General features: G+C 71.2%; 21 protein-coding genes. 16 read left to right on the top strand and 5 right to left on the bottom strand.

What is annotated here, in order from left to right; translation table 11 throughout:
* Positions 1-96: 96 nt before the first annotated feature.
* A complete protein-coding gene (locus AQJ54_RS22915; protein WP_062240558.1) occupies positions 97-1308 on the bottom strand; it encodes a metallophosphoesterase in 1212 nt (403 codons plus the stop codon).
* 248 nt (positions 1309-1556) lie between these two features.
* Here AQJ54_RS22915 and AQJ54_RS22910 point away from each other — a divergent pair, with 248 nt between their 5' ends.
* The 7 genes from AQJ54_RS22910 to AQJ54_RS22880 all read left to right on the top strand — a co-directional run bounded on the left by AQJ54_RS22910 (position 1557) and on the right by AQJ54_RS22880 (position 11343).
* A complete protein-coding gene (locus AQJ54_RS22910; protein ID WP_062240556.1) occupies positions 1557-2345 on the top strand; it encodes a CPBP family intramembrane glutamic endopeptidase in 789 nt (262 codons plus the stop codon).
* A 425-nt stretch (positions 2346-2770) separates the two neighbouring features.
* On the top strand, positions 2771-3769 hold the full coding sequence (locus tag AQJ54_RS22905) for a LacI family DNA-binding transcriptional regulator (RefSeq protein ID WP_062240554.1): 999 nt from the start codon (positions 2771-2773) through the stop codon (positions 3767-3769).
* Positions 3770-4060: 291 nt separating this feature from the next.
* Entirely contained in the window at positions 4061-5371 is a 1311-nt protein-coding gene (locus AQJ54_RS22900) for an ABC transporter substrate-binding protein (RefSeq protein ID WP_062240552.1), read from the top strand.
* A 50-nt stretch (positions 5372-5421) separates the two neighbouring features.
* Positions 5422-6306, top strand: a complete 885-nt coding sequence (locus AQJ54_RS22895) for a carbohydrate ABC transporter permease (protein WP_062033737.1) — start codon at positions 5422-5424, stop codon at positions 6304-6306.
* A gap of 6 nt (positions 6307-6312) precedes the next feature.
* Positions 6313-7209 carry a carbohydrate ABC transporter permease gene (locus AQJ54_RS22890; RefSeq protein WP_062033734.1) on the top strand — a complete coding sequence of 299 codons (897 nt, stop codon included), beginning with the start codon at positions 6313-6315 and terminating at the stop codon, positions 7207-7209.
* Entirely contained in the window at positions 7206-9791 is a 2586-nt protein-coding gene (locus AQJ54_RS22885) for an alpha-L-rhamnosidase (protein ID WP_062240550.1), read from the top strand. Before AQJ54_RS22890 ends, AQJ54_RS22885 begins: the two co-directional genes overlap by 4 nt.
* Positions 9792-9921: 130 nt before the next feature.
* On the top strand, positions 9922-11343 hold the full coding sequence (locus AQJ54_RS22880; RefSeq protein ID WP_062240548.1) for an RICIN domain-containing protein: 1422 nt from the start codon (positions 9922-9924) through the stop codon (positions 11341-11343).
* A 64-nt stretch (positions 11344-11407) separates the two neighbouring features.
* Here AQJ54_RS22880 and AQJ54_RS22875 read toward each other — a convergent pair whose 3' ends face one another.
* The gene (locus AQJ54_RS22875; RefSeq protein WP_062033725.1) at positions 11408-11878 is read right to left on the bottom strand and encodes a MarR family winged helix-turn-helix transcriptional regulator; all 471 of its coding nucleotides are present in this window, start codon (positions 11876-11878) and stop codon (positions 11408-11410) included.
* Positions 11879-11940: 62 nt separating this feature from the next.
* Here AQJ54_RS22875 and AQJ54_RS22870 point away from each other — a divergent pair, with 62 nt between their 5' ends.
* Positions 11941-12309 (top strand): VOC family protein, encoded by a 369-nt coding sequence (locus AQJ54_RS22870; protein WP_062240546.1) that lies wholly within the window; start codon positions 11941-11943, stop codon positions 12307-12309.
* A gap of 180 nt (positions 12310-12489) precedes the next feature.
* On the opposite strand, the gene AQJ54_RS22865 is transcribed toward AQJ54_RS22870, so the two are convergent.
* Entirely contained in the window at positions 12490-13758 is a 1269-nt protein-coding gene (locus tag AQJ54_RS22865) for an ROK family protein (protein WP_062240544.1), read from the bottom strand.
* 156 nt (positions 13759-13914) lie between these two features.
* Between AQJ54_RS22865 and AQJ54_RS22860 the strand changes: the two genes are divergently transcribed.
* From AQJ54_RS22860 to AQJ54_RS22825, 8 genes are all read left to right on the top strand, one after another.
* A complete protein-coding gene (locus AQJ54_RS22860; RefSeq protein WP_062240543.1) occupies positions 13915-15231 on the top strand; it encodes an ABC transporter substrate-binding protein in 1317 nt (438 codons plus the stop codon).
* A 5-nt stretch (positions 15232-15236) separates the two neighbouring features.
* Positions 15237-16229: a carbohydrate ABC transporter permease gene (locus AQJ54_RS22855; protein ID WP_062240541.1), complete on the top strand. Its 993-nt coding sequence runs from the start codon at positions 15237-15239 to the stop codon at positions 16227-16229.
* A gap of 13 nt (positions 16230-16242) precedes the next feature.
* Positions 16243-17082 (top strand): carbohydrate ABC transporter permease, encoded by an 840-nt coding sequence (locus AQJ54_RS22850; protein WP_020136930.1) that lies wholly within the window; start codon positions 16243-16245, stop codon positions 17080-17082.
* A 20-nt stretch (positions 17083-17102) separates the two neighbouring features.
* A complete protein-coding gene (locus AQJ54_RS22845; protein ID WP_062240539.1) occupies positions 17103-18464 on the top strand; it encodes a GH1 family beta-glucosidase in 1362 nt (453 codons plus the stop codon).
* A 43-nt stretch (positions 18465-18507) separates the two neighbouring features.
* Positions 18508-19077: a Chromate resistance protein ChrB gene (locus tag AQJ54_RS22840; RefSeq protein ID WP_062240537.1), complete on the top strand. Its 570-nt coding sequence runs from the start codon at positions 18508-18510 to the stop codon at positions 19075-19077.
* Positions 19074-20252, top strand: a complete 1179-nt coding sequence (locus tag AQJ54_RS22835; RefSeq protein WP_248845415.1) for an MFS transporter — start codon at positions 19074-19076, stop codon at positions 20250-20252. The genes AQJ54_RS22840 and AQJ54_RS22835 overlap by 4 nt, the downstream gene beginning before the upstream one ends.
* A 166-nt stretch (positions 20253-20418) precedes the next feature.
* Positions 20419-21111 (top strand): GAF and ANTAR domain-containing protein, encoded by a 693-nt coding sequence (locus tag AQJ54_RS22830; RefSeq protein ID WP_062033770.1) that lies wholly within the window; start codon positions 20419-20421, stop codon positions 21109-21111.
* Positions 21112-21177: 66 nt separating this feature from the next.
* On the top strand, positions 21178-22164 hold the full coding sequence (locus AQJ54_RS22825) for a TIGR01777 family oxidoreductase (protein ID WP_062240535.1): 987 nt from the start codon (positions 21178-21180) through the stop codon (positions 22162-22164).
* 465 nt (positions 22165-22629) lie between these two features.
* Here the strand turns inward: AQJ54_RS22825 and pgm are convergent, their stop codons facing one another.
* Positions 22630-24270, bottom strand: a complete 1641-nt coding sequence (gene pgm, locus AQJ54_RS22815) for a phosphoglucomutase (alpha-D-glucose-1,6-bisphosphate-dependent) (protein WP_062240532.1) — start codon at positions 24268-24270, stop codon at positions 22630-22632.
* A gap of 220 nt (positions 24271-24490) precedes the next feature.
* A complete protein-coding gene (locus AQJ54_RS22810) occupies positions 24491-26500 on the bottom strand; it encodes a beta-galactosidase (RefSeq protein WP_062240530.1) in 2010 nt (669 codons plus the stop codon).
* Positions 26501-26510: the final 10 nt, after the last annotated feature.

Genomic DNA, 26510 nt, shown 5'->3' with positions numbered 1-26510 from the left:
CCACTTCCCCGGTGTGCGGACAAGTGCGGGCACCGGAGGCCATGCGCGCCACCTCCTCCGGTGTACGGACTCCGCCCACCCAAGGGACCGCGCAAGTCAACGCTGCTGCGCTGAGCGGAGCACCAGCAGGGTGATCTCGCTCGGCGCGAAGACCCGGAACGGCGGGCCCCAGAAGCCGGTGCCGCGGCTGGTGTAGAGCAGGGTGCGGACACCGTGCCGGCTGAGACCCGCGAGGGCCGGCTGGTCGAGGCGGACCAGGTGGTGGAAGGGCCAGATCTGCCCGCCGTGGGTGTGGCCGGAGAGCTGGAGGTCGATCCCGGCCGCCGCCGCCCGGTCGACGAACTTGGGCTGGTGCGCCAGGAGCAGCACGGGCAGTTCGGGGTCGGCGCCGTCCAGGGCTCCGGCGAGGTGGGCGCGGTGACCCGCCAGCCCGGAGGACTCGGCGGTGACGTCGTCCACGCCGGCGACCACGAGGGTGTCGCCACCGCGTTCGAGCAGCAGATGGCGGTTGCGCAACGGCTCCCAGCCCAGCTCGTCCATCAGGTCGACCCACCCCTGGGCCTCGCTGTAGTACTCGTGGTTGCCGGTGACGTAGACCCGGGCCTCCGTGGCTCGCACGGTCGCGAGCGGGGTGGCCTGGGCGCGGCGGCGTTCGGCCGTACCGTCCGCGATGTCCCCGGTGTGGCAGACCAGGTCGGCTTCCAGGGTGTTCACCGTCTCGCACACCCGGGCCGACCAGCGGGCACGGTCGAGAGGGCCGTAGTGGGTGTCGGTGATCAGTACGACACGCAGACCGTCCAGCCCGGCTCCCAGTCGGGGGAGCGGCACGTCGAGCCGGCGCACCCGGGGCACACGGCGGGCCTCGACGTACCCCCAGGCGAGCAACGCGGCGGACACGCCGAGCACGGCCCAGGTGACGATCCGGGCCCGGTCCTCGCTCTGGCCGACGCCGGCCACGGTCAGGGCGAGCCGCAGCAGGACTCCGAGCAGGACGGACCAGGTGAACAACACCCAGCTGCCGCCCAGCAGGGTGTCACCGATGATCGCCGCCCGGTCCTGCTGACGCCGGCCGTGGCCGCGCATCATCGCGAGCGGCATCGCGGCGAGCCCGAGGACGAACAGGGCGGTGCCGGCCACGGTGACGGGGAGCGGCCAGTGCTGGCCGGTGAACAGGAGCACCCAGCAGGGCACGGCCCACAGCAGGACGGGAGCGATCAGGGGGAGGTAGCGCAGCAGGCGGAGCAGCCGGCTCTGCCTCGGTGCTTGTGCCTCGCCCTCGGCGGGCCGGGCGTTGCTGGTGTCGGTCACGTTGTTCCTCCCTGACCGGGCTGCCGTCTCGCGCACTGTAACCGGTCGCCCGGTGGCGGCCGCACGGACGTTCGTGACAGCGGCCCCTCGGGGCAACCCGGGCAGCGGGACCCTTGGGGCAACGCCGACAGCGGGACCCTTGGGGCAACGCCGACAGCGCTCCCTTCCGGGGCAACGTCGGCAGTTCCTCCGGCGTTCCCGACAACGAGGGGTACCGCGCGGGCAGCCGCGGATACCCTCGCCCCGTGATGGAGCGCTGGAAAGGACACGTAACCCGTCATCCGGTCTGCGGCGCCGTGGAGTTGACGCTCGCCTGGCATGTCGTGCTCCTGCTCTTCGCCAAGGTTCTGCTGCCCCCACTCGCCCCGGCATGGTTCCCCGGCCTGGGCGCCACCGTGATCAACGCGATCTGCCTCACCGGCGTCTGGTGCGTGCTGTGGCGGTGGGGATGGCTGCGGGTGTCCGGCACCACCACGTTCGGCCGCCGACGGCGCTGGTGGCTGGCGCTGCCGATGCTGCTGATCGCCGGTTCGTACGCGCTCGCCGGGCTCGACGGCCGTACGACGGTAGTCGTCAGCTCCCTGGTCTCGCTGCTGTGGGTCGGTATCGACGAGGAGGTCTACAGCCGTGGCCTCGTCCAGCAGACCCTCACCCCGCTCGGCCCGTTGCGTGCGGCCACCGGTGTGGCCGTCCTCTTCGGCCTCGGGCACCTCCAGAACCACCTGTTCTTCGGGGCCGCGTGGGACGACACCCTGTGGCAGATGCTGTCCGCCGCGCTGTTCGGCTTCACCTGCGCGGGACTGCGCTTCGCGATCGGGTCGGTCTGGCCGATGGTGGTCGTCCACGCGCTCGACGACTTCTTCCAGATCCGCTCCCCGGGCTCGGCCCCGGACTGGTGGCAGGTGAGCGTGTACGTCTTTCAGGCCGCGTACGGCTGGTGGCTGTTGCGCCGTTACGCCGACCGGGACCGGCTTCCGCCGCGGAACGCCGCCGGGGACGACGACCCGCGCCCCGAGGCGGCCGGGTCCATGGACTGACCGGCGGTGGAGCACCGGGTCCCGGTTGATGCGTTTCAATCGAGCAAGATTGGGAGATTCGCACGCTCCGGTCGGGCCGTCAAGACCAGCCGCGCCGATCGACCAGTTCAACCGACCGCGGGCGGGTTCCGGAGGAGTCGTTCCGGCGCGGGCCGATCCCGCAGACGCCCGTGCACGGTAGGGCACCGCGCAGCCCTCGGCTCCCGGGTGACCAGCCGATATCGCTCGGTCTCCGCCCCGGCGTGCGAACCGCCCGAACGACAACCTTGGAGCGTTTCAAAACCCGTCATGTATTCTGCGCCTTGTCGGCGACAGCCTGGTCACTGTGGGTGCCGTGCGGTCCCGGGTTGGAACGAGACCGGAGGTCGAGGAGCGCTGTGGCAACCGCCCGTCCGCGAGCAGTTCAGGGGCATGCCAGTCCGAGCATGCAGGACGTCGCCGACGCCGCCGGCGTCTCGGTCGGCACGGTCTCCAACGTGCTGAACCACCCGGCGAAGGTGAGCCCCGCGACGGCGGAGCGCGTCCGTGAGGCCATCGGGCGCCTGGGCTTCGTGCGCAACGACGCCGCCCGGTCGCTGGTGTCCGGTTCGACCAAGAGCATCGGCATGGTCCTCGCCGACATCGAGAACTCCCTGTTCATCGACATGGCGCACGGCGCTCAGGACGCCGCCCGGGCGATCGGGCAGAACCTCCTGCTGGCCAACACCGCGTGCGACATGCGCCTCCAGGACGACTATCTCGACCTCTTCGACGAGTCCCGGGTGACCGGTGTGCTGCTGGCGCCGATGGAGGACTCCACGGCCGGCATCGCCCGCATCCGCTCGCACGGCCGCCAGGTCGTGCTGCTCAACTACGCCCCGCGGCCCGGCACTTGCTGTTCGGTGCTGGTCAACAACGAGCACGTGGGGTATCTGGCGGCCCGCCATCTCATCGACACCGGGCGCACCCGGCTGGCGTACGTGGTCGCGCACGACGACTACCAGCCGGTGCGCGACCGGCGCAGGGGAGTGCGGGCGGCGGTCGAGGAGGCGGGTCCCGGCGTCACCCTGGAGGAGATCGACAGCGTCGGTCTGACCACGTCCCACGGGCATGTGGTGGGGGCCGAACTCGCCCGCCGGGCGCCCGAGGAGCTGCCGGACGGCCTGCTCGTCGTCACGGACGAGCTGGCCAACGCCATCATCCACGAGCTGCACACCGTGGCGGGGATCCGGGTGCCGGACCAAGTGGCGGTCGTCGGCTGCGAGAACAACCGTGCGGCAGGCGCGGCGGCGGTGCCGCTGACCGCGGTGGACATGCCGGGCCGGATGATGGGCCAGGAGGCGATCCGGCTGCTGATGGACGAGGTGGCCTCGGGCAAGCAGCACCGGCACGCCACGGTGGTGCTGGAGCCGGAGCTGATCGTGCGGTCCAGCGCGCCGAACTAAGAGGGGTCCCCGCGCCGATCGGGGGCGCGAGCCGATCGCGCGGGCCGGCACGCAGAAGTGACAGGCCGGGAGCTGCCGAGCCGAACCGGGTGCCGTGGCGCTCCTCAACGATCTGACCAGCACTTTCCGCATCCCTGTCGCCTGCAACCCTGACCGCCCGCGCCACCCGCCCCCCTCGGACGCGGTTCAGAAACGTCCCCGACAAATCCTTGACACACGCCGAACCGGGTCATAGGTTCCCCGCATCTCCTAATTGAAGCGTTTCAACGCTCTGTGTGCCGAGGAGCACCCGTGCACAACACCCTCAGAAACACCCTCAGGACCCGCCGTGTCGCCCTCGTCGCCACGGCCGCCACCTCCGCCCTGCTGCTGAGCGCCTGCGGTGGTGGAAGCGGCGCCGGCAGTGCCGCCAAGGAGTTCAGCCTCACCATCAACGACGACAACCACATCGTCCAGCAGGAGCTCACCACCCTGGGCAAGGGCGCCTGCGCGGCGCAGAACAAGGCCCTGCCGCTGAAGATCCAGACGCTTCCCATCGGCAACGTCGACCAGAAGGTGCAGCTCCTCGCCGGTCAGAACGCGCTGCCGGTGCAGTTCGCGGCGGGCGGCACGCCTCAGCTCACCAAGACGCTGGACAAGGCGGGCCAGGTCCTCGACCTGGAGAAGACGCTCAAGGACCTCGGCGTGTGGGACGACCTCCAGCCCGCGGCGATCAAGACCGTCGAGAACCTGTACGGCAAGTTCAACGTCATGCCCTACCAGTTCAACATCGAGGGCATCTGGTACAACAAGAAGCTCTTCGCCGACCAGCACGTGGCGACCCCGACCACGTACGACCAACTGGTCGCGGCCGCCGCGAAGTTCAAGGGCGCCGGAGTCACCCCCTTCGCCGCCGACGGCAAGGACGGCTGGCCCCTCACCCGGCTCATCAGCGGCTACCTCTACCGCGAACTCGGCCCGGACGCCCTCCAGGCGGTCGCCGACGGCAAGGCGAAACTGACCGACCCCGCCTACGTGAAGGCCGCGCAGGCCGTCGCGGAGCTCGGCAAGGCCGGCTACTTCGGCCAGGGCGTCGGATCGATCGACTACGACACCGCCACCCAGCAGTTCCTCACCGGCAAGGCCGCCATGTTCTACATGGGCAGTTGGGCGCTCGGCGATTTCAACGACAAGACCAAGAACAGGATCGGCGCGGACAACGTCGGCTTCATGCCGTTCCCGACCGTCGCCGGTGGCAAGGGCAGCGCGGACCAGATCCCGGCCAACGTCGGCCTCCCCGTCGCCGTCTCCGCGAAGTCCTACGACGCCAAGGTGGGCGACTGGCTCACCTGCATCACCAAGAACTACGGCGCCGCCTCCCTGAAGGACCAGGGCACCGTCTCCGGGTTCAAGCCCAACGGCGACACCGGCACGCTCCCGCCGCTCACCCAGACCGTGCAGGACACCATCTCGAAGACCACGACCAGCACCCTGTGGTTCGAGGCCCTGTTCAACACGAAGGCGACGGAGACCAGCCAGACCAACGCCGCGCCGCTCGTCACCGGCTCCCTCTCGGCCAAGGACTTCATGCAGAAGATCCAGACCGACCTCGACAACGGCTGATCCCGCCGCACCACCGCCGTCCGCACCGAACCCTTCGTGAGAGAGCCGTCATGCGTTCAGTTCTGGGAGACCGCCGCGCCATCGCCGTCCTGCTCGGCCCGGCGCTGCTGGTCTACACCCTGGTGATGCTGGTGCCGATGGGCTGGTCCCTCGGGTACACCTTCTTCAAGGGCAACGTCATCGAGGGCTTCACCTTCGGCGGGCTCGGCAACTTCGAGAAGCTGTGGCACGACCCGCAGGCCCACTCGGCGCTGTGGTTCACCTTCAAGTACGCGCTCGCCGTCAGCGCCGGGCAGGTCCTCTGCGGGTACCTGCTCGCGCTGCTCTACGTGTTCGTGCTGCGCAGGTCGTCCGCGGTCGTGCGCACCCTGGTGTTCTTCCCGGTGATCCTGCCGACCGTCGCCGTGGCCCTGATGTTCCAGAAGCTCTTCGCCGTCGCCCCGCAGAACGGCCTGGCCAACATCGCCCTCGAAGGGCTGGGGGTGCACCACGGCGACTGGTTCGCGAGCGCCGGCGGCTCCTTCGTCGTCCTCGTCGTCATGGACGTGTGGCGCTCCATGGGCTTCTACGGCGTCCTCATCTTCGCCGGGCTCCTCGACATCCCCGAGGAGACGCTCGAGTCGGCGCGGCTGGACGGCGCCACCGGATGGCGGCTGATCCGGCACATCGTCCTGCCGCTGTCCGCGCCCGTGCTGCTGTCCTCGGTGGTGTTCAGCATCAACGGCACCCTCAAGGTCTTCGACTCGGTCCTCGCCCTGACCAACGGCGGCCCGGGCAGCGGCACGACCCCCCTGACCCTCTACATGTTCCGCACCGCCTTCTCCTACGGCGACTACGGCTACGGCAGCACCATCGCCTCCCTGCTCACCGTCGTCTGCCTCGGCGTCACCCTCGTCGTCTTCCGCTTCTCGCGCCGCGACCTGACCAAGGGCTGAACCCCCATGACCGACACCCTCACGGCCCCGCCGCGGGAACTCCTGCCCACCCCACGGCCGGCCACCGTCCGCAAGCGCGGGTACGCCCGGCGCCTGACCCGCAACCTGCTCGTCGCCCTGCTGGTCCTCGTCGAGGTGACGCCCCTGCTGTGGCTGCTGCTCAGCTCGTTCAAGACCCAGTCGGAGTTCGTCAACGACCCCGCCTGGTCACTGCCCGGGAAGTGGGACTTCCACAACTACGCCGACGCGTGGACGACCGGCCATGTCGCCCTCTACCTCCGCAACAGCCTCCTGGCCACCGTGCCCTCACTCGCGCTCATCATCCTGCTCGGCACCGCCGCCGGCTTCGCCCTGGAGGTCATGATCTGGCGCGGCCGCCACCAGGTGCTCCTCGTCTTCCTGGTGGGCATCATGGTGCCGAGCCAGATGATCCTGCTCCCGTTGTTCCGGGTGTACTTCCAGAGCGGTCTGTCCGGCACCCTGTGGCCGCTGATCATCACCTACACCGCGGTCGGCCTCCCGCTCACCGTCTTCATGATGGCCACCTACTTCCGGGCGGTACCGCGCGAGATGTTCGAGGCCGCCACCCTCGACGGCGCCGGCATGCTCACGGCCTTCTGGCGGATCGGGTTCCCCGTCGTGCGCAACGCCGTCTTCACGGTCGCGCTCGTGCAGTTCTTCTTCATCTGGAACGACCTGCTGGTGTCCCTCACCTTCACCACCAACGACGACCTGCGCACCGTCCAGGTGGGCCTGCTCAACTTCACCGGCCAGTACGGCGAGACGGCCTTCGGCCCCCTGTTCGCCGCGATCAGCATCAACGTCGTCGGCGCCCTGGTCCTCTACCTGCTCATCAACCAGCGCATCATCAAGGGCCTGACGGCCGGGGCGGTGAAGGGATGACCCCCGAGCGCATACCCACAGTGGCCGCCCCGACCGCGGAGCACCACCGGGAGCCGTTCGGCATCGGCGAGTCCGCGCCCCGGCTCTCCTGGAAGACCACCGCGCCGACCGGCTGGACCCAGCACGCCTACCAGATCGAGGCGACGCGCGCCGACGGGACCCACCGCACGGACTGGGTGACCTCTCCCGACTCCGTGCTGGTCTCCTGGCCGCTGCCGCCCCTGGGCTCCCGGGAGGCCTGCGCGATCCGGGTGCGGGTCCGGGGCGCCGACCAGGTGGCCGGCGACTGGAGCCCGCCCCTGCACATCGAGACGGGCCTGCTGGCCCCCGGCGACTGGACGGCCCAGGCCGTTTCACCGCGGGGGAGCGACAGCGACCGGCGTCCGCCCCTGCTGCGCAAGGAGTTCACCGCCGCCGCGGACATCGAGCGCGCCCGGCTGTACGTCACCGCCCACGGGCTCTACGAGATCGAGATCAACGGCCGACGAGTGGGCGACCACGCCCTCGCACCCGGGTGGACCAGCTACCACCACCGGCTGCGCTACCAGACCCACGACGTGACCGGGCATCTGCGCGCGGGTGCCAACGCCATCGGTGCCTGGCTGGCCGACGGCTGGTACCGGGGCCGCCTCGGCTTCGGCGGCGGCCACGCCGACCTCTACGGCGACCGGGTCGCGCTCCTCGCCCAGCTGGAGATCGTCCACCGCGACGGAAGCGTCACCGTCATCGGCACCGACCCCTCCTGGCGGGCCGCCCAGGGCCCGATCCTGTCTGCGGGGCTGCTCGACGGCGAGACGTACGACGCCCGGCAGGAACTGCCCGGCTGGTCGAGACCCGGTTTCGACGACGGCGACTGGTCACCGGTGGACGTCGTCCCCCGGGACCCGGCGACCCTGGTCGCGCCCACCGGCCCACCCGTGCGCTGCACCGAGGAGATCCACCCGGTGCTGGTGACCGCGCTGGACGACGACCGGCTGCTGGTGGACTTCGGGCAGAACCTCGTCGGCCGGGTCCGCATCACGGTCTCCGGACCGGCCGGGCACACGGTCGTCATCCGCCACGCCGAAGTGCTCCAGGACGGCGAACTGTGCGTCCGCCCCCTGCGCGGCGCCACCTCCACGGACCGCTACACCCTGCGCGGCGGCGGCCCCGAGACCTGGGAGCCGCGCTTCACCCTGCACGGATTCCGGTACGCCGAGATCACCGGCTGGCGTGGTGGCGGCTTCCCCGGGCGCGACATCGTCGCCCGCGTCCACCACACCGACATGGCGCGCACCGGCTGGTTCGCGTGCTCCAACGACCAGGTCAACCGCCTGCACCAGAACGTCGTGTGGAGCCTGCGCGGCAACTTCGTCGACCTCCCCACCGACTGCCCCCAGCGTGACGAGCGGCTCGGCTGGACCGGCGACATCCAGATCTTCGCGCCCACCGCCGCCTTCCTGTACAACTGCCACGGCATGCTCGGCTCCTGGCTGCGGGACGTCGCCGTGGAACAGCACGACGACGGGACCGTCCCCTGGTACGTCCCCGAGATCCCCGGCGGCGAGCAGTGGACCCCCGCCAGACCGGGCGCCGGCTGGGGCGACGTCGTGGCGCTGACCCCCTGGGACCTGTACCGGGCCTCCGGTGACACCGGACTCCTCGCCGCCCAGTACGACAGCGCGCGGCGCTGGGTCGACCTCGTCACCCGGCTCGCCGGCCCGTCGGGTCTGTGGAACCGGGGCTACCAACTCGGCGACTGGCTCGACCCGTTCGCACCCCCGGACGACCCCGGGGCAGGCCGCACCGACCGCCACCTCATCGCCACGGCGTACTACGCGTGGTCCGCGCGCCATGTGGCGTGGACGGCCGGTGTCCTCGGCCGCCCCGACGAAGGGGACCGCTACGGGGACCTCGCCGACCGGGTCCGGCAGGCGTTCGTCGACGCGTACGTGCTGCCCGGCGGCCGGATGACCAGCGACACCCAGACCGCCTACGCCGTCGCCCTCCAGTTCGACCTCCTCCCGGACACGGAGGCCAGGGCCGCCGCCGGGCGCCGGCTGGCCGAACTGGTCGCCGAGGGCGGCCACACCATCCAGACCGGCTTCATCGGCACCCCGCTGGTGGCCCCCGCGCTGAGCGCCACCCGCCACGACGACACCGCGTACGCCCTGCTCCTCCAGCAGGAGTGCCCGTCCTGGCTCTACGCGCTCAAGCACGACGCCACCACCGTCTGGGAACGCTGGGACAGCATGCTGCCCGACGGCAGCGTCAACCCGGGCGAGATGACCTCGTTCAACCACTACGCCCTGGGCGCGGTGGCCGAGTGGCTGCACGGCACGGTCGCCGGACTGGGCGCGAGCGAACCCGGCTACCGCGGCATCGTCTTCCGGCCCCGGCCGGGCGGCGGCATCACCTGGGCGCACGCCGCCCACGAGTCGCCGTACGGGCGCGTCGAGATCCGCTGGGACCTCGACGAGAGCGGACTCACCGTGCGGGCGACCGTGCCGACCGGCACCACGGCACGCGTCGACTGGCCCGACGGAGGCGTGACCGTCCTGCCGACCGGCACCACCACCGTCCGACGGGCGCATCACCGTTGACCTCCTGCCGACCGGCACCACCACCGTCCGGCGGGCGAACCACGGTTCCGACGCCGGCTGACACACCCACCCCCCCCGGCTGACACACCCACCCCCCGGCCAACCACGCAGCGGCACAAAGGAGTTTCGCATGCACAGACCCCCGACATCCGGCGAGAGGCGCACCCGCGCGGGGCGTTCCGTCCTCGCCGCGCTCATGGTCGCCCTGATGGCCCTCCTCGGCCTGGTGACCGCCGGTCCGGCCCAGGCGCTCAGCGGTGACCTGCGGATGCACGACCCGAGCGTCATCAAGGTCGGCAGCTGCTACTACGGTTTCTCCACCGGGTTCGAGAACGACCCGCTCAACCCCAGCGGGTCCATCACGATCCGCAAGACCTGCGGCGGCACCGCTGCCTCCGGCTGGACCAAGGTCGGCAACGTGTGGTCGTCCACCCCGTCCTGGATCACCGCCAAGCTGGGCTCGACCCCGCCGAACATCTGGGCCCCGGACATCAAGTACTTCAACGGCAGCTACCACCTGTACTACGCCGGTTCGCTCTGGGGCTCCAACTACGCGGTGATGGGCGTCGCCACGGCCACGAACATCGAGGGACCGTGGACCGACCAGGGCATGGTCACGGACGTCAACTACCCGATCGACCCCAACGTCGACTGGGGCCCCGACGGCCGGCTCTACATCTCCTGGGGCTCCTGGACCGGCAGCGGCACCTACATGCACGTCCTGGACCAGACCACCGGCAAGCTCTCCACCACCGACAACAACCTCTGGCACATCGCCGTCGGCATCGAGAACCCGACGATCATCCTCAACGGCGGCTACTACTACCTCTTCGGCTCCAAGGGCCTGTGCTGCAGCGGGGTCAACAGCACCTACTACACGGTGGTCGGCCGCTCCACCAGCATCACCGGCCCCTATCTCGACCAGAACGGCACGGACATGGCCTCGGGCGGCGGCACCACCGTCCTCACCGGCGCCTATCCCAGGGTGGCCGCGGGCGGTGCCGACGCCTACGACGACGGCACGACCAAGTTCCTCGCCTACCACTACTACGACGGAGACAACTCCGGTCAGGAGACCCTGGACATCCGCCAGGTGACCTTCGCGGGCGGATGGCCGGTCCTCGCCGCTCCACTCGGCACCGCGAACAACCACCTGCTCAACCGCAACAGCGGCAAGTGCGCCGACGTGTGGTACCTGAGCACGGCGGACGGGGCCTCGGTGAACTCCGGCAACTGCAACTCCGGTGCCAACCAGCAGTGGGTCCCCACCGCGGTGGGCTCCGCCTACGAGCTGGTGAACGTCAACAGCGGCAAGTGCCTCCAGATCTCCGGCGGTTCGACGGCCGACGGGGCGGTGGCCGTCCAGTCGACGTGCACCGGCGCCCCGCACCAGCTGTGGACCAGGACGGCCGTGATCGGCGGCTACGTCACCTTCGCCAACGTCAACAGCGGCAAGTGCCTGGAGGTCGCCGGGGCGTCCACCGCCAACGGAGCCGCCCTCGACCAGGCGAGCTGCACCGCGGGCGCCAACCAGCAGTGGATGGTCGTCTGAGGCCGCGAGGCCCCTTGGCAGCGAGCCCTGTTCTCCCCTGAACGGAGAGCAGGGCTCGCGTCTGTCAGGGAACGACCCGTGTGCCCCCGTCGTCGCCGCGCAGTGAACGGATCATGCTCTTCAGGGCCCCGAACGCGGCCGCCTGCTCGGCCCCGGTCAGCCCGGACAGCATTCTCGCCTCGACGGACCGGACGGCCGCGCTCGCCTTTTCAAGACTGCGCCGGCCGCTCGGCGTGAGCCGGGTGGGCAGCACCTTCCCCACCGGCGCCTCGGCGGGCCTGGTCACGTAACCGTCCCGTTCCAGGGCCTGGAGCAGCACGTTCATCGTCTGCCGGGTCACGAACGCGCCCCGCGCGAGCTCGGAGTTCGACAAGCCGGGTCGCTGCGCCAGCAGTTCGAGGCAGGAGTAGTGCGTCACGCTCATCCCGAGCGGCCGCAGCACCTCCTCCATCGCCGTGCGCAGGGCGCTCGACGCCTCCTTGAGCAGATAGCCCAGTGACGTCTCCAGGTCGATGCCGACACCTTCTTGACTCATGTCAGGATTCTGACATAGCTTCCTGCGTGTCAGAAAACTGACACGAAAGAAGGAGCGTCACCATGCCCGCGACCGGCCCCGACTTCATCTCGCTGCAAGTGCGCGACCTCGACGCCTCGCAGGCGTTCTACGAGCGCTACCTCGGCCTCGTCCGCTCGCCGGCCGGGCCTGCGCACGCCGTCGTCTTCGAGACGAAGCCGATCGCGTTCGCGCTGCGCGACCTCCTTCCCGGCACCGACCTCGACTCCGTCGACCAACCAGGCATCGGCGTCGCCCTCTGGCTCCACGCCACCGACGTCCAGGGCATCCACGACGCACTGGTCGCCGACGGACGCACCATCGTCTCCGCTCCGGTCGACGGCCCCTTCGGCCGCACCTTCACCTTCGCCGACCCCGACGGCTACCAAGTCACGCTCCACGACCGCACCTGAGCGACCGGGCGTACGAGGGCGCACGCGGGATCACGCGGTCCGGTCCCACGCGGACGCTCCACGACCGCACCGCAGCGACCGGGCGCACGCGGGATCACGCGCTCCGGTCCCACGCGGACACTCCACGACCGCGCCTGAGCGACCGGGCGTACCAGGGCGCACGCGGGCCCACGCGGACGCTCAGCCCTCCCGCACCCCACCGCGGTCCCCGCGCTGTCCGCCCCGGGCGAAGAAGTCGGCCAGCGGCAGACTCGCGGCGCCGACCGTCACCGCGTCCGGGCCGAGTTCGCCCAGGTCGATGGAGACCCGCTCGGCGGGATGGCGCAGGGCGTGCGCGTCGGCGTACCGGCGTACGGCGGGCAGGAGACGCGGCCCGAGCTGGAGGCCCGCCCAGCCGCCGATGAGGATGCGTTCGGGCTGGAAGAGGTTGATCAGGTCGGACAGTCCGGCGCCGACGTACTCGGCGGTCTCCTCCAGCACGGCGAGCGCCACCGGGTCGGCCTCTCGGCCCCCTTCGTCCCCGTCACCCGTGTCCGGATGGGCGGCCCGCAGCATCGCCGTCAGTGCGCTCTCCTCGTCCACGCCCCGCGGTGGCCGTCCGCCTTCCTCCCGCCACCGCTCCAGCATCGACTCGGCGCCCGCGTACGCCTCCAGGCAGCCCCGTGCTCCGCAGCGGCAGCGGCGCCCCCCGACCTGGACGGTCAGGTGCCCCCACTCCAGCGGGCGGCCGTACTCCATGTCCTCGGTGACGAGACAGGCGCCGACGCCCGAGCCGAAGAGCACCACGACCGCGTTGCGACAGCCCCGGCCCGCTCCGAACCACAGCTCGGCCTGGCCGAGGGTGCGGGCCCCGTTGTCGATGAAGTACGCGACGGAGTCCGGGAGTTCACCGCTCGAACGCAGCAGGGCCTCCAGCGGCACGGCGTCCCAGCCGATCGTCTGGCCGTGGACCACGGCGCCCTGCCCGGGAGCGCGGGCCACGATGCCGGGGACCCCGATCCCGACACCCAGCAGCTGCCCGGGGGCGATGCCGGTGGCGGCGAGGACCTCGGCGACACCGTCACGGATGTGCCCGACGACGACCTCGACGTCGTAGCCGTGATGCTCCAAGGGCCTCTCGGTGCGGGCCAGTTCGGTCAGGGTGAGGTCGAAGAGCTCCACGCGCACGCGGGTCTCGCCGACGTCGACGCCGATCATGTGCCCGCCGCCGGGCGCGACGCGCAGCAGGGTGCGGGGGCGGCCGCCGTCGGACTCGACGGTGCCGGCCTCCTCGACCAGGTCGTCCGCGATCAGGTCCGCGACCACGTTGCTGATGGAGCCGGCGCTGAGTCCGGTGGCCGGGGCCAGCGCGAAGCGGCTCATGGGGCCGTCGAAATACAACCGTTGTAGTACGGCGGTGCGGTTGCCCCGTCGCAGGTCGCGCACCGTCCGCCCGTTCCGCACCGCCATGTGAACCCCTCCGGATCGGCCCCGACCTGCAAGATACCCCGGTCCGAGCCCTTGACGCGCGTTTCCTTCGCGTCTTAAATCACGCCATAAATTAACTCCTGGGTGGGCGTTCGGGAAGTGAACGCACCCAGGGGTCTCCTCTGGAAGGGACGCCAGATGCGCAGAACCCGGGTCGCGGCCGCCGGAGCCGTCACCGCCTCGCTGCTGACGCTCGTGACCGCCTGCGGCGGCGGATCGTCGACGAGCGACGGGTCCAACGACTCGCCGAAGACCCTCACCTACTGGGCCTCCAACCAGGGCGCCAGCATCGAGGTCGACAAGAAGGTCCTCCAGCCCGAGCTCGACAAGTTCGAGAAGCAGACCGGCATCAAGGTCAAGGTGGAGGTCGTCCCCTGGTCCGACCTGCTCAACCGCATCCTCACCGCGACCACCTCGGGGCAGGGCCCCGACGTCCTCAACATCGGCAACACCTGGAGCGCCTCCCTCCAGGCCACCGGCGCCCTGCTGCCCTGGAACGCCAAGAACTACGCCGCGATCGGCGGCAAGGACCGCTTCGTGGACTCCGCGCTCGGCTCCACCGGCGCCCAGGGCCAGGACCCGGCCGCCGTCCCGCTCTACTCCATGGCCTACGCCCTCTACTACAACAAGCAGCTCTTCGCCGACGCCGGCATCAGCAAGCCCCCGGCCACCTGGGACGAGCTGATCGCCGACGGCAAGAAGATCCAGGCCAAGGGCAAGTCCGCGCTCGGTGCCGAGGGCGCGAACCTGTCGGAGAACATCCACCACGTCTTCGTCTTCGCCCGGCAGCACGGCGGCGACTTCTTCACCCCCGACGGCAAGCCCGACTTCACCAACGACAAGGTCGTGGCCGCGGTCAAGCAGTACGTCGACCTCATGGCCAAGGACAAGGTCATCCCCACCGGCGACGCCGAGTACGCCCAGAACCAGTCCGTGAGCGACTTCGCCAAGGGCAACCAGGCCATGCTGCTGTGGCAGTCCGCCTCCGCCAACCTCGAGTCCCAGGGCATGAGCGCGGACAAGTACGGCATCGCACCGGTGCCCGTGCAGTCCGGCACACCCGGCACCGGCACCCAGGTCAACTCTGCCGTCATGGGCATCAACCTGGCCGTCTTCAAGAACACCGACAACATCGACGGCGCCAAGAAGTTCGTGAAGTTCATGACCAGCGACGCCGAGCAGAAGATCCTCAACACCGCCTACAGCTCCATCCCGCCGGTGAAGTCCGTGCAGTCGGACAGCACCTTCAGCTCGGGCGCCAACAAGGTCCTCAAGGACACCCTCGCCACCAGCGCCGCCGCGCTGCCGCAGGTCGCCGACGAGTCACAGTTCGAGACCGCCGTAGGGACCGCGGTCAAGGAGCTGTTCGCCGACGCGGCCGCCGGGCGCGCGGTCACCACGGACTCGGTGAAGGCGGCGCTGGAGAAGGCCCAGCAGCAGATGCCGACGAAGTGAGCACGATGACCACCACCGCTCCCGCGGAGCAGTCCGTGGACAAGACCCCTTCCGGGGCGGCGCATCCTCATCCCCGCCGCCGCCCCGGAAGGATCCGCCGCATCGGGCTGCCGTACCTGCTCCTGCTGCCGGCCCTGCTCCTCGAACTCCTGGTCCATCTGGTGCCGATGGTCATCGGCACCGTCATGAGCTTCAAGGAGCTCACGCAGTTCTACATCCGCGACTGGGGCGCCGCGCCCTGGTCAGGCCTCGACAACTACAAGGTGTCGGTGGACTTCGACGCCCCGGTCGGCGAGGCCCTGCTGCACTCGTTCCTCGTCACCGTCGCCTTCACGCTGCTGTCGGTCGGCCTGTGCTGGCTGATCGGCACGGCGGCGGCCGTCTTCATGCAGGACACCTTCCGCGGCCGGGGCCTGCTGCGCGCCCTGTTCCTGGTGCCGTACGCGCTGCCGGTCTACGCGGCCGTCATCACCTGGGTGTTCATGTTCCAGCACGACAACGGCCTGGTGAACCACGTCCTGCACGACCAGCTGCACCTCACCGACAAGCCGTCCTTCTGGCTCATCGGCGACAACAGCTTCTGGGCATTGCTGACGGTGTCGGTGTGGAAGGGCTGGCCGTTCGCCTTCCTCATCGTGATGGCCGGACTCCAGAACATCCCCGGTGAGCTGTACGAGGCGGCGGCGCTGGACGGGGCCGGCCTGTGGCAGCAGATCCGCCGCATCACGCTGCCGTCCCTGCGCCCGGTCAACCAGGTGCTGCTCCTGGTGCTGTTCCTCTGGACGTTCAACGACTTCAACACGCCCTACGTCCTGTTCGGCAGGTCGGCACCGGAGGCCGCGGACCTCATCTCGGTCCACATCTACCAGGCGTCCTTCGTCACCTGGAACTTCGGCACCGGCTCGGCCATGTCCGTCCTGCTGCTGCTGTTCCTGCTCGTGGTGACCGGCGTGTACCTGCTGCTGACCACCCGGGGAAGGAAGCCGGCCGATGTCTAGCCCCCACTCGCCCATGGCGCCGCCGCGTTCGTTCCTGTGGTCCCGGCGGATCTTCCTCACCCTGCTCACCGGATTCGTGCTGCTGCCGGTGTACGTCATGGTCTCCAGCTCGCTGAAGCCACTCGCCGACGTCACCGGCCAATTCCACTGGCTTCCCAGCGAGTTGACGATCCGGCCGTACATCGACATCTGGTCGACGATCCCGCTCGCCCGCTACTTCGTGAACTCCCTGATCGTGGCGGGCGCGGCGACCGTCTGCTCGGTCGTCATCGCGGTCTTCGCCGCGTACGCGGTCAGCCGCTACGACTTCCGGGGCAAGCGCGTCTTCACGGTCACCGTGCTGTCCACGCAGATGTTCCCCGGCATCCTCTTCCTGCTCCCGCTGTTCCTGATCTACGTCAACATCGGCAACGCCACCGGGATCGCCCTGTTCGGCTCGCGCGGCGGACTGATCCTGACGTACCTCACCTTCTCGCTGCCGTTCTCCATCTGGATGCTGATCGGATACCTCGACTCGGTGCCGCGCGACCTGGACGAGGCTGCCCTGGTCGACGGCTGCGGGCCGCTCGGCGCGCTGTTCCGGGTCGTCGTGCCCGCCGCGATCCCCGGGATCGTCGCGGTCGCCGTCTACGCCTTCATGACCGCGTGGGGCGAGGTGCTCTTCGCCTCCGTCATGACCAACGACACCACCCGCACCCTCGCCGTCGGCCTCCAGGGCTACTCCACGCTCAACAACGTCTACTGGAACCAGATCATGGCCGCCTCGCTGGTCGTCAGCGTCCCCGTGGTCGCCGGGTTCCTCCTCCTCCAGCGCTATCTCGTCGCCGGGCTGACGGCGGGCGCCGTCAAGTGACCCACGCCGAAAGGACTTTCGTGACCATCGACCTCGCCGCACTCCCGCACGACTTCCTGTGGGGCACGGCCACGGCCGCCTACCAGATCGAGGGGGCGGCCGCCGAGGACGGCCGTTCCCCCTCGATCTGGGACACCTTCAGCCATACCTCCGGCAAGGTCGCGGGCGGCGACACCGGCGACGTCGCCTGCGACCACTACCACCGCTGGCGCGAGGACATCGACCTCATGCGCCGACTCGGCACCAACGCCTACCGGATGTCCGTCGCCTGGCCGCGCGTCGTGCCCGGCGGGGACGGCCCGGTCAACGACAAGGGCCTCGACTTCTACGACGAGTTGATCGATGCCCTCCTCGCCGCCGGCATCACCCCGTCCGTCACCCTCTACCACTGGGACCTGCCCCAGATCCTCCAGGACCGCGGCGGCTGGCCCTCCCGCGACACCGCCGAGCACTTCGCCGCGTACGCCTCCGTCGTGGCCGCGCGCCTGGGGGACCGGGTCAAGCACTGGACCACGCTCAACGAGCCCCTGTGCTCGGCGTGGATCGGCCACCTGGAGGGCAAGATGGCCCCCGGCCTGACCGACCTCACGGCCGCCGTCCGCGCCTCCTACCACCTGCTCCTCGGCCACGGCCTGGCCACCCGGGCGATCCGCGCGGCGGCCCCGGGCGCCCAGGTCGGCATCGTCACCAACCTCTCGACGATCCACCCCGCCACCGACCGGCCCGAGGACGTCGAGGCCGCCCGCCGCATGGACGGCCACACCAACCGCTGGTGGCTCGACCCGATCCACGGCCGCGGCTTCCCCGAGGACATGCGCGAGGTCTACGGCGTCGAACTCCCCGAGCGGGCGGGTGACTTGGAGACGATCGCGGCGCCCCTGGACTGGCTGGGCCTGAACTACTACATGCCGGCCACCGTCGCCGACGACCCCGACGGCCCGGCACCCCGGGTCCGCGAGATCGCCCGCCCCGGTGTCCCGCGCACCGGCATGGGCTGGGAGATCGACGCGAGCGGCATCGAGACCCTGCTGCTCCGCCTGACGCACGAGTACGGCGCCCGCAGGCTCTACGTCACCGAGAACGGCTCCGCCTACCCCGACGTCGTACGCCCCGACGGCACGGTCGACGACCCGGAACGCCAGAAGTACCTGATCGACCACCTCGCCGCCTGCGCCTCCGCCGCCCGCAAGGGAGCCCCGCTGGCCGGCTACTTCGCCTGGTCCCTGCTGGACAACTTCGAGTGGGCCTACGGCTACGAGAAGCGGTTCGGGCTCGTCCACGTCGACTACCGGACCCAGAAGCGCACCATCAAGGGGACAGGTCACCGGTACGCCGACGTCATCCGCGCGCACGCGGAGAGCGGCGGTCGCAGGGCCGCCTGACCGTGCCACGAGCGGCGATGCAACGGCTGCTACCTTCACTCGCGTGACGGCTGTGGAGAACGCGGGCCACCGGCTCGGCCTCGCGATCAAGCTGGAAGCGGAGCCCTCCCGGCACCGCGTGGCGGCGGTCCGGCGCGAGCTGCGGAAGACCGGTGCGTTCTCGCTCGGCCAGGGCATCTGGGCCGTACCGGACGTGCCGGTCCTCGGCGACGGCGATACTCGGGCGCTCGCTCCGACGGTGAAGGCCGGCGGACAGGCGATGACGCTCACCCCGTCGGGGCGCGGGCCGCGGGACGCGGCCCGCCTCCGCGAGCCGTGCGGCGCGGCCCGGTCGGCCGACGGGGCGAAGTTCCCTGCGGACTGCGGCCGGTTCGAGGAGGAGCCGGCCGAGGAGATCCGCATCGCCAAGTTCACCCTCGCCGAACTGGAGGAAGAGGAGCAGTCGCCGGAACGGCTGCGAGGCCGGCACCGCGACCTGACCGCACGGGACGTCTCCGGCACCCCGGAGGCGGCCCGGGCCGGCGAACGCCTCGGGCAGCGCACGGCCGCCTGTGAGGACTACGCGGAGCGGGTCTTCGCGGCCCTCCACGAGATCCCGGCCGACCAGCGATGAACCCGACCGAGGCACCCCGACAGGCGGCCCCGGCCCGCGCGATGTGGCCCCTCTACGCGGCCGGCTTCACCACCGCCTTCGGCGCCCACGGCATCGCCGCGAACCTCGGCGGCTTCTCCGACGACGCCGTCACCTCACTCCTCGTGCTGGGCGGCCTTCTCGCCCTGTACGACGGCGCCGAGGTCGTCCTGAAGCCGCTGTTCGGCTGCCTCGCCGACCGGATCGGCGCCCGCCCGGTGCTGCTCGGCGGCCTCGTCGCCTTCGCCGTCGCCTCCGCGCTGTACGTCGTCGCGGACAGCCCGGGCTGGCTGTGGGCGGCCCGCCTCGGCCAGGGTGCCGCGGCCTCGGCCTTCTCCCCGTCCGCGTCCGCCCTGGTGGCCCGCCTCAACCCGGCCGCCGGGCACGGCCGCGCGTTCGGCAGCTACGGCTTCTGCAAGTCCGTCGGCTACACCCTCGGCCCGCTGCTCGGCGGGGTGCTGGTGTGGGCCGGGGGACTGCGGCTGCTGTTCGCGGTGCTGGCGGTGCTGGGCGCGGCCGTGGCGGTCTGGGCCGCCGTCGCCGTACCCGTCGTACCCCCGCTGCCCAAGGCCCGGCAGACCGTGCTGGACCTTGCGCGGCGCCTCGCCGACCCCGTCTTCCTCGCCCCGACAGCCGCCCTGGCCGGGGCGACCGCCGCCCTGTCCGTCGGCGTGGGCTTCCTGCCGGTCTCGGGCCGGGCCGCGGGCCTCGGCACGGTCGCCACCGGTGCCGCCGTGTCCGTGCTCGCCGCCTGCGCGGCCGTCGTCCAGCCCAGGGCCGGGCGTGCTCTCGACGAAGGGCGCCTGACGACCCGCTCCGGCCTGCTCGCGGGACTCCTCGTCACCGCGGCCGGCCTGGCCTGCGCGATGCTGCCGGGCCTGGCCGGCGTCCTGTGCGCGGCCGCGCTGATCGGCGCCGGAACCGGCCTGATCACCCCGCTCGGCTTCGCCGCGCTGGCCTCGTCGACCCCGCCGGGACGCCTCGGCCAGACCATGGGTTCCGCCGAACTCGGCCGCGAACTCGGCGACGCGGGCGGTCCGTTGCTCGTCGCCGCTGTCGCGACGGCCACGACCCTCACCTACGGCTACGCGGCCCTGGCCGTGCTGCTCGCGGCCGGGCCGCTCGTCGTGCTCGCGCACCGCCCCGGGAAGCGGTGAGACCCGGCGTGGCCTGATTCGCACGGCTGCGGGTATGCGACGGCACTGACGGCAGAGGTCGCGGGGGAGTGGTCCCCGGGGCCCGTAGCGGTACCCGCTCCGCCGAGGACGGCTCGGCGGAGCGGCGATAGGGTGTTCGTACGAATGACCGAAGCGGGTGGTCGTGGTGGAGTGGCGGGAATTCGCCGAGTCGATGGCCCAGCTCGCGCGGAACCTGCTGGCGCAGGACTCGGTGCAGGGCACGCTGGACGAGATCGCGGCCTCGGCGGTGCGACTGGTGGACGGCTGCGACGCGGCCGGGATCCTCGCACTGCGCAAGGGCCGGGCGGTCACGCTGTCCTCCTGCGGGGACGTCGTCGAGGCGTCCGACCGGCTCCAGGGCGAGCTGGCCGAGGGGCCCTGCTTCGATCTCGCGCAGCACCCGGACGGCGAGCGGGTGTACCGGATCGCGGACCTGCGCGAACCCCAGCCGAGCTGGCCCCGCTTCGCCGTGGCCGCGCGGGAGCTGGGCATCGGCAGCATGACCGGAGTGCTGCTCTACACCCACGACGACGACTTTGGCGCGCTGAACCTCTACTCCCGCCGCCCCGGAGCCTTCGGCAAGGACATCGAGACCGCCGGCTGGCTGCTCGCCTCGCACGCCGCCGTGGCCGTGGCCGACGCACGCACCATCGACCAGCTCGAGGACGCCATGAAGTCCCGGCACGCCATCGGCGAGGCCATGGGCATCCTGATGGAGCGGCACGGGCTGAGCGAGGACGACGCGTTCAGCGTGCTGCGTCGTATCTCCCAGCACCACAACATCAAGCTGCGCGATGTGGCCCAGCGGGTGCGCAAGGACCGGCCCGACCAGACCTGACCCCCATGTTGAACATGTTCAAAAACGGCGGCTAGGCTGGTGGCGAGCCACGCTGAGGGGGATCTCATGAAGTTTGTGCTGCCCGGCGGCACCGGACAGGTGGGCACGGTCCTCGACCGTGCCCTGACGGCCGCCGGCCACGAGGTCACGGTGCTGACCCGACGACCCACCCGCCCGCACCACTTCGCCTGGGACGGCGTCACCCTCGGCCGCTGGGCCGAGGCGATCGACGGCAGCGATGTTGTGATCAACCTGGCCGGGCGCAGCGTGTCCTGCCGCTACACCGCCGAGAACCTGCGGGCCATGATGGACTCCCGGGTGGACTCGGCACGCGTGGTCGGCGAGGCCGTCGCCGCAGCCGCACGGCCGCCGCGGGTGTGGTTGCAGATGAGCACGGCGACGATCTACGCCCACCGCTTCGACGCCGCCCACGACGAGACCACCGGCGTGATCGGCGGCTCCGAGGCCGGGGTGCCGGACTACTGGGCCCACAGCGTGGAGATCGCGAAGAACTGGGAGAGTGCGCAGACCGAGGCGCGGACGCCCGCGACCCGCAAGATCGCCCTGCGCGCGGCGATGGTCATGAGCCCCGACCGCGGCGGCGTGTTCGACGTCCTGTCGCGACTGGTCCGACTCGGACTCGGCGGCCCGGTGGCCGGCGGCGCACAGTACGTGTCCTGGATCCACGCCGATGACTTCGTCCGCGCGGTGGACTTCCTGATCGCCCGCGACGACCTCTCGGGCCCGGTGAACCTCGCCTCGCCCGGCCCCCTGCCGCACCGCGACTTCATGCGGGCGCTCCGCACCGCCTGGGGTGTCCCGGCCGGGCTGCCCGCGACCCGCTGGATGGCCGAACTGGGCGCGTTCGCACTGCGCTCGGACACCGAGCTGCTCCTCAAGAGCCGCCGGGTGACACCGGGCCGACTGCGGTCGGCGGGCTTCACCTTCGAACACCCGGAGTGGGAGACGGCCGCGCAGGATCTCGTACGGCGGTGCAGGCCGACCCACGCGACGGGGGACCGGCGCCGGACCCCGACGAGCCGCGCTGCCTAGCCGGCTCTGGGAGCGAGCCGTCCCACCGACCACGACCGCCGAACGGCCGGGCGACCGGGGGCCGGCAGGAGGGCGGACCGGAGCGCCGGTCCGGCTCGGCGGACGCAAGCTGACCCCGGGGCGATGGCCGCCGAACGAGACCCGGCCTGGAGTCCCCGCCCGGCCGGAGCCGACCCGCATCGGCGGGGTGCCCGGTGTCCCGGATGGGGTCTCCCGGGCCCCGGATCACCGAACGGACTGGCGCCGGCTTTCAGCGCCTCACCACCGGTGACCTGGCGGGCGGGACTCGCGTGCCCGGGTATGCCCGGTGGGCCGTGGCCGGCTTTCAGCGCCTCAGCAACGACGACCTGGCGGGCGGAACTCAGGTGCCCCGGGACACCGACGGACAGGGTGAGGACTCCAGTGCCCCGGGACACTGACGGACAGGGTGAGAACTCCAGTGCCCCCGGGACACCGACGGCCCGGTCAGGACTCCAGTGCCCCCAGCACCACCGACCTGGCCTCCTCCTGGACCTGGTGGAGGTGGTCCTGGCCGAGGAAGGACTCGCCGTAGATCTTGTAGACGTCCTCCGTGCCCGAGGGACGGGCCGCGAACCAGGCGTTGGCGGTGGCGACCTTGATACCGCCCAGGGCGGCGCCGTTGCCCGGAGCCTCCGTGAGGACCGAGGTCACCGGCTCCCCGGCGAGGGTGTCGGCGGTGACCTGGCGCGGCGACAGCTTGGCCAGCAGGGCCTTCTCCTCGCGGGAGGCCGGAGCGTCCACGCGCGCGTACGCCGGAGCGCCGAAGCGGTCGGTGAGCCCGGCGTAGTGCTGCGAGGGGGTCTTGCCGGTCACCGCCGTGATCTCGGAGGCGAGCAGCGCCAGGATGATGCCGTCCTTGTCGGTGGTCCACACCGAGCCGTCCCGGCGCAGGAAGGACGCACCGGCCGACTCCTCACCGCCGAAGCCGAGCGTGCCGTCGGCCAGACCGTCCACGAACCACTTGAACCCGACGGGGACCTCGACCAGCGGCCGGCCGACGTCCGCCGCGACCCGGTCGATCATGCTCGACGACACCAGCGTCTTGCCGATCCCGGCGCCCGCGGGCCACTGCTCCCGGTGCGAGAACAGGTAGGAGATGGCCACGGCCAGATAGTGGTTGGGGTTCATCAGACCCGCGTCCGGCGTGACGATGCCGTGCCGGTCGGCGTCCGCGTCGTTGCCGGTGGCGATGTCGAAGCGGTCGCGCTGCTCGATCAGCGAGGCCATGGCGTACGGCGACGAGCAGTCCATGCGGATCTTGCCGTCCCAGTCCAGCGTCATGAACCGCCAGGTGGGATCCGTGAGCGGGTTCACCACCGTGAGGTCGAGCCGGTGCTGTTCGGCGATCCGGCCCCAGTAGGCCACCGACGCACCGCCCAGTGGATCGGCGCCGACGCGCACCCCGGCGGACCGGATCGCCTCCAGGTCCAGCACGGCCGGCAGGTCGGCCACATAGGTGCCGAGGAAGTCGTAGCGGCCGGTGCCGGGCGCGGCGAGGGCACGGCTGCAGGGGATGCGCCGTACGTCCTTCAGACCGCCGGTGATGATCTCGTTGGCGCGGTCCTGGATCCAGGAGGTCGCCTCCGAACCGGCCGGACCGCCGCTCGGCGGGTTGTACTTGAAACCGCCGTCGGCGGGCGGATTGTGCGAGGGCGTGACCACCACACCGTCGGCGAGCCGGGAGGCGCGCCCGCGGTTGTGGGTCAGGATGGCGTGCGAGACGGCCGGGGTGGGTGTGTAGCCGTCGGCCTCGTCGATGAGCACGGTCACGTCGTTGGCCGCGAAGACCTCCAGCGCCGTGATCCGCGCCGGCTCCGACAGGGCGTGGGTGTCGGCGCCGAGGAAGAGCGGACCGTCGGTGCCCTGGGCGGCACGGTACTCACAGATGGCCTGACTGGTGGCCGCGATGTGGTCCTCGTTGAACGCCACCGCGAGGGACGAACCGCGGTGCCCCGAGGTGCCGAACGCCACCCGCTGCCCCGGCTCGGCCGGGTCGGGGTGCAGTGCGTAGTACGCCGTGACCAGACGTGCCACATCGATGAGGTCCTCGGGTCCCGCGACCTGTCCCGCTCGCGCGTTCTGCATTTCCCCGCTCCTCAAGGGTCGACCGTTGGGTACGGCCCTCATTCTCCCCTGCCGGGCCCACCGGGACGCCCCCGACCTCAGGGGGCGACCAGGTGACGACGGACCGGGGCCGAGCGGGGAGGGGCCGCCGCGACCTCCCCAGGTGTGGCGGCCCCTCCCCGCTCGGCATGACCCGGCTACCCGGAAGATCCGCACTCATGCCCGACTGGGACGCGCCATTTCACGGCCGGTTCCGCGGCTCGCGAACGACCGCCGCACCCCCCGGCGGGACGGTGACCCAACCGCTGACGTCCTTGCCCGTGAGCAGCTCGACGCCCTCGGCCGGGACCTCGGCGCCGCTCCCGGCGTGGTCGATCAGGAACAGGTACTCGGCGTCGGCGCCGGTGCGCCGGACCACCTCCACACCGGTCGGCACACCGGCCACAACCGGCTGCACCCCGGCCTCCTCGCAGATGCGGGCGAGCAGGGCGGCGAGGGTCGCGGGGTCGGGGCGCGTCGCCAGGTACCAGGCGACGCCCTCGCCGTAGGAGTGCCGGGTGACCGCCGGGACTCCGGTCAGGGGACCCGAGGTGTACGACGTGACGGTCTCCGCTCCGGCGAGCGCGACCCGCTCCGACCACAGGGAGGCGGTGCCGCCGTCGCTGAGGGTGAGGGACTCGCCCGGCAGCAGCGGGAAGAGTTCGTCGGTGCGCACCCCGAGGGCCTCCCGGAAGGCGCCCGGATAACCACCCAGCCGCACATGGCAGTTGGCGTCCACGGCACCGCTGTGGAAGCCGACGGCCAGCGTGCCGCCGCGCTCGGCGAAGCCGGTCAGGTTGGCCGCGCCCGCGTCGTCGACCAGGTAGAGACTCGGCGCGAGCACGAGACCGTACCCGGACAGGTCGGCGTCGGGGCGTACGAAGTCCACGGCTACACCGGCCTGCCACAACGGCCGGTACCAGTCCCGCACCAGGTCGACGAAGCGCAGTTCGCCGCTGGGCTGGGACTCCGCCTCGACGGCCCAGTGCGCGTTCCAGTCCCACACCACCGCGACCCGGGCCGCCGTCGTGCTGCCCCGCACCTCGGCCAAGGCGCCCAGGTCGGCGCCCAGTTGGACGACGTCCCGCCAGATCTGGCTGTCGGTGCCTGCGTGCGGCAGCATCGCCGAGTGCCACTGCTCGGCGCCCGCCTTGGCGGCCCGCCACTGGAAGTAGGCGATGCCGTCGGCGCCGCGGGCGACATGGGCGAGGGCGTTGCGGCGCAACTCACCCGGTGTCTTCGCCCGGTTGACCGGCTGCCAGTTCACGGCGCCTGTCGAGTGCTCCATCAGCAGCCACGGCCCGCCGGCCAGCGAGCGGACCAGATCACCGCTGAGCGCGATGTCGATCTCCGACTCGGGGTCGGTCGAGCGCAGGTAGTGGTCGTTGGAGACGATGTCCAACTCCGGTGCCCAGCGCCAGTAGTCCAGCGCCTCGAAGGAGAAGTTCACCATGAAGTTGGTGGTGGCGGGGATCTGCGGAGCCAGTTCGCGCAGCAGGTCCCGTTCCGCCGTGTACAGCGACAGCAGTTCGTCGGAGCAGAACCGCCGCCAGTCCAGCCTGTGGGTGGGGTTGGGGACGGCTCCGGTGGTGCGGGGCGGGATGATCTCGTCCCAGTCGTAGTACCACTGGCTCCAGAAGGTGGTGCCCCAGGCGTCGTTGAGGGTGTCCAGGTCGCCGTAGCGCTCGCGCAGCCAACGGCGGAAGGCCTGGGCAGAGGTGTCGCAGTAGCACTCCGCATTGTGGCAGCCGTACTCGTTGTGAATGTGCCACATCACCACGGCCGGGTGGTCGCCGTAGCGCTCACCGAGGGCGCGGGCGATCCGCAGGGCCGCCTCGCGGTAGGCGGGGCTTGAGGGGCAGAAGGTCTGGCGGCTGCCGTACGACAGCTGCCGGCCGTCCCGGTCGACGGGCAGGGCCTGCGGGTGCTTGCGGAAGAACCAGGCGGGCGGGGCGGCCGTCGGTGTCGCGAGGTCCGCGGCGATGCCGTGCTCGTGCAGCAGGGCGAGGATCCGGTCCAGGCGCGAGAAGTCGAACTCGCCCTCGCGGGGCTCCAGCAGCGCCCAGGAGAAGATGTTGACGCTGACCATGTTCACCCCCGCCTCGCGCATGAGACGGACGTCCTCGGCCCAGACCTCCTCGGGCCACTGCTCGGGGTTGTAGTCGCCGCCGTAGGCGATTCCGGGAAGGCGAAGACGGCGTGCGGTAGTCATGCAGGAGTCG

Origin of the sequence: Streptomyces griseorubiginosus, from assembly GCF_001514195.1 — a bacterium.
Taxonomy (GTDB): Bacteria; Actinomycetota; Actinomycetes; order Streptomycetales; family Streptomycetaceae; genus Streptomyces; species Streptomyces griseorubiginosus.
The sequence above is the reverse complement of the archived record's forward strand: the minus strand, read 5'-3'. Positions and strand labels throughout refer to the sequence as shown.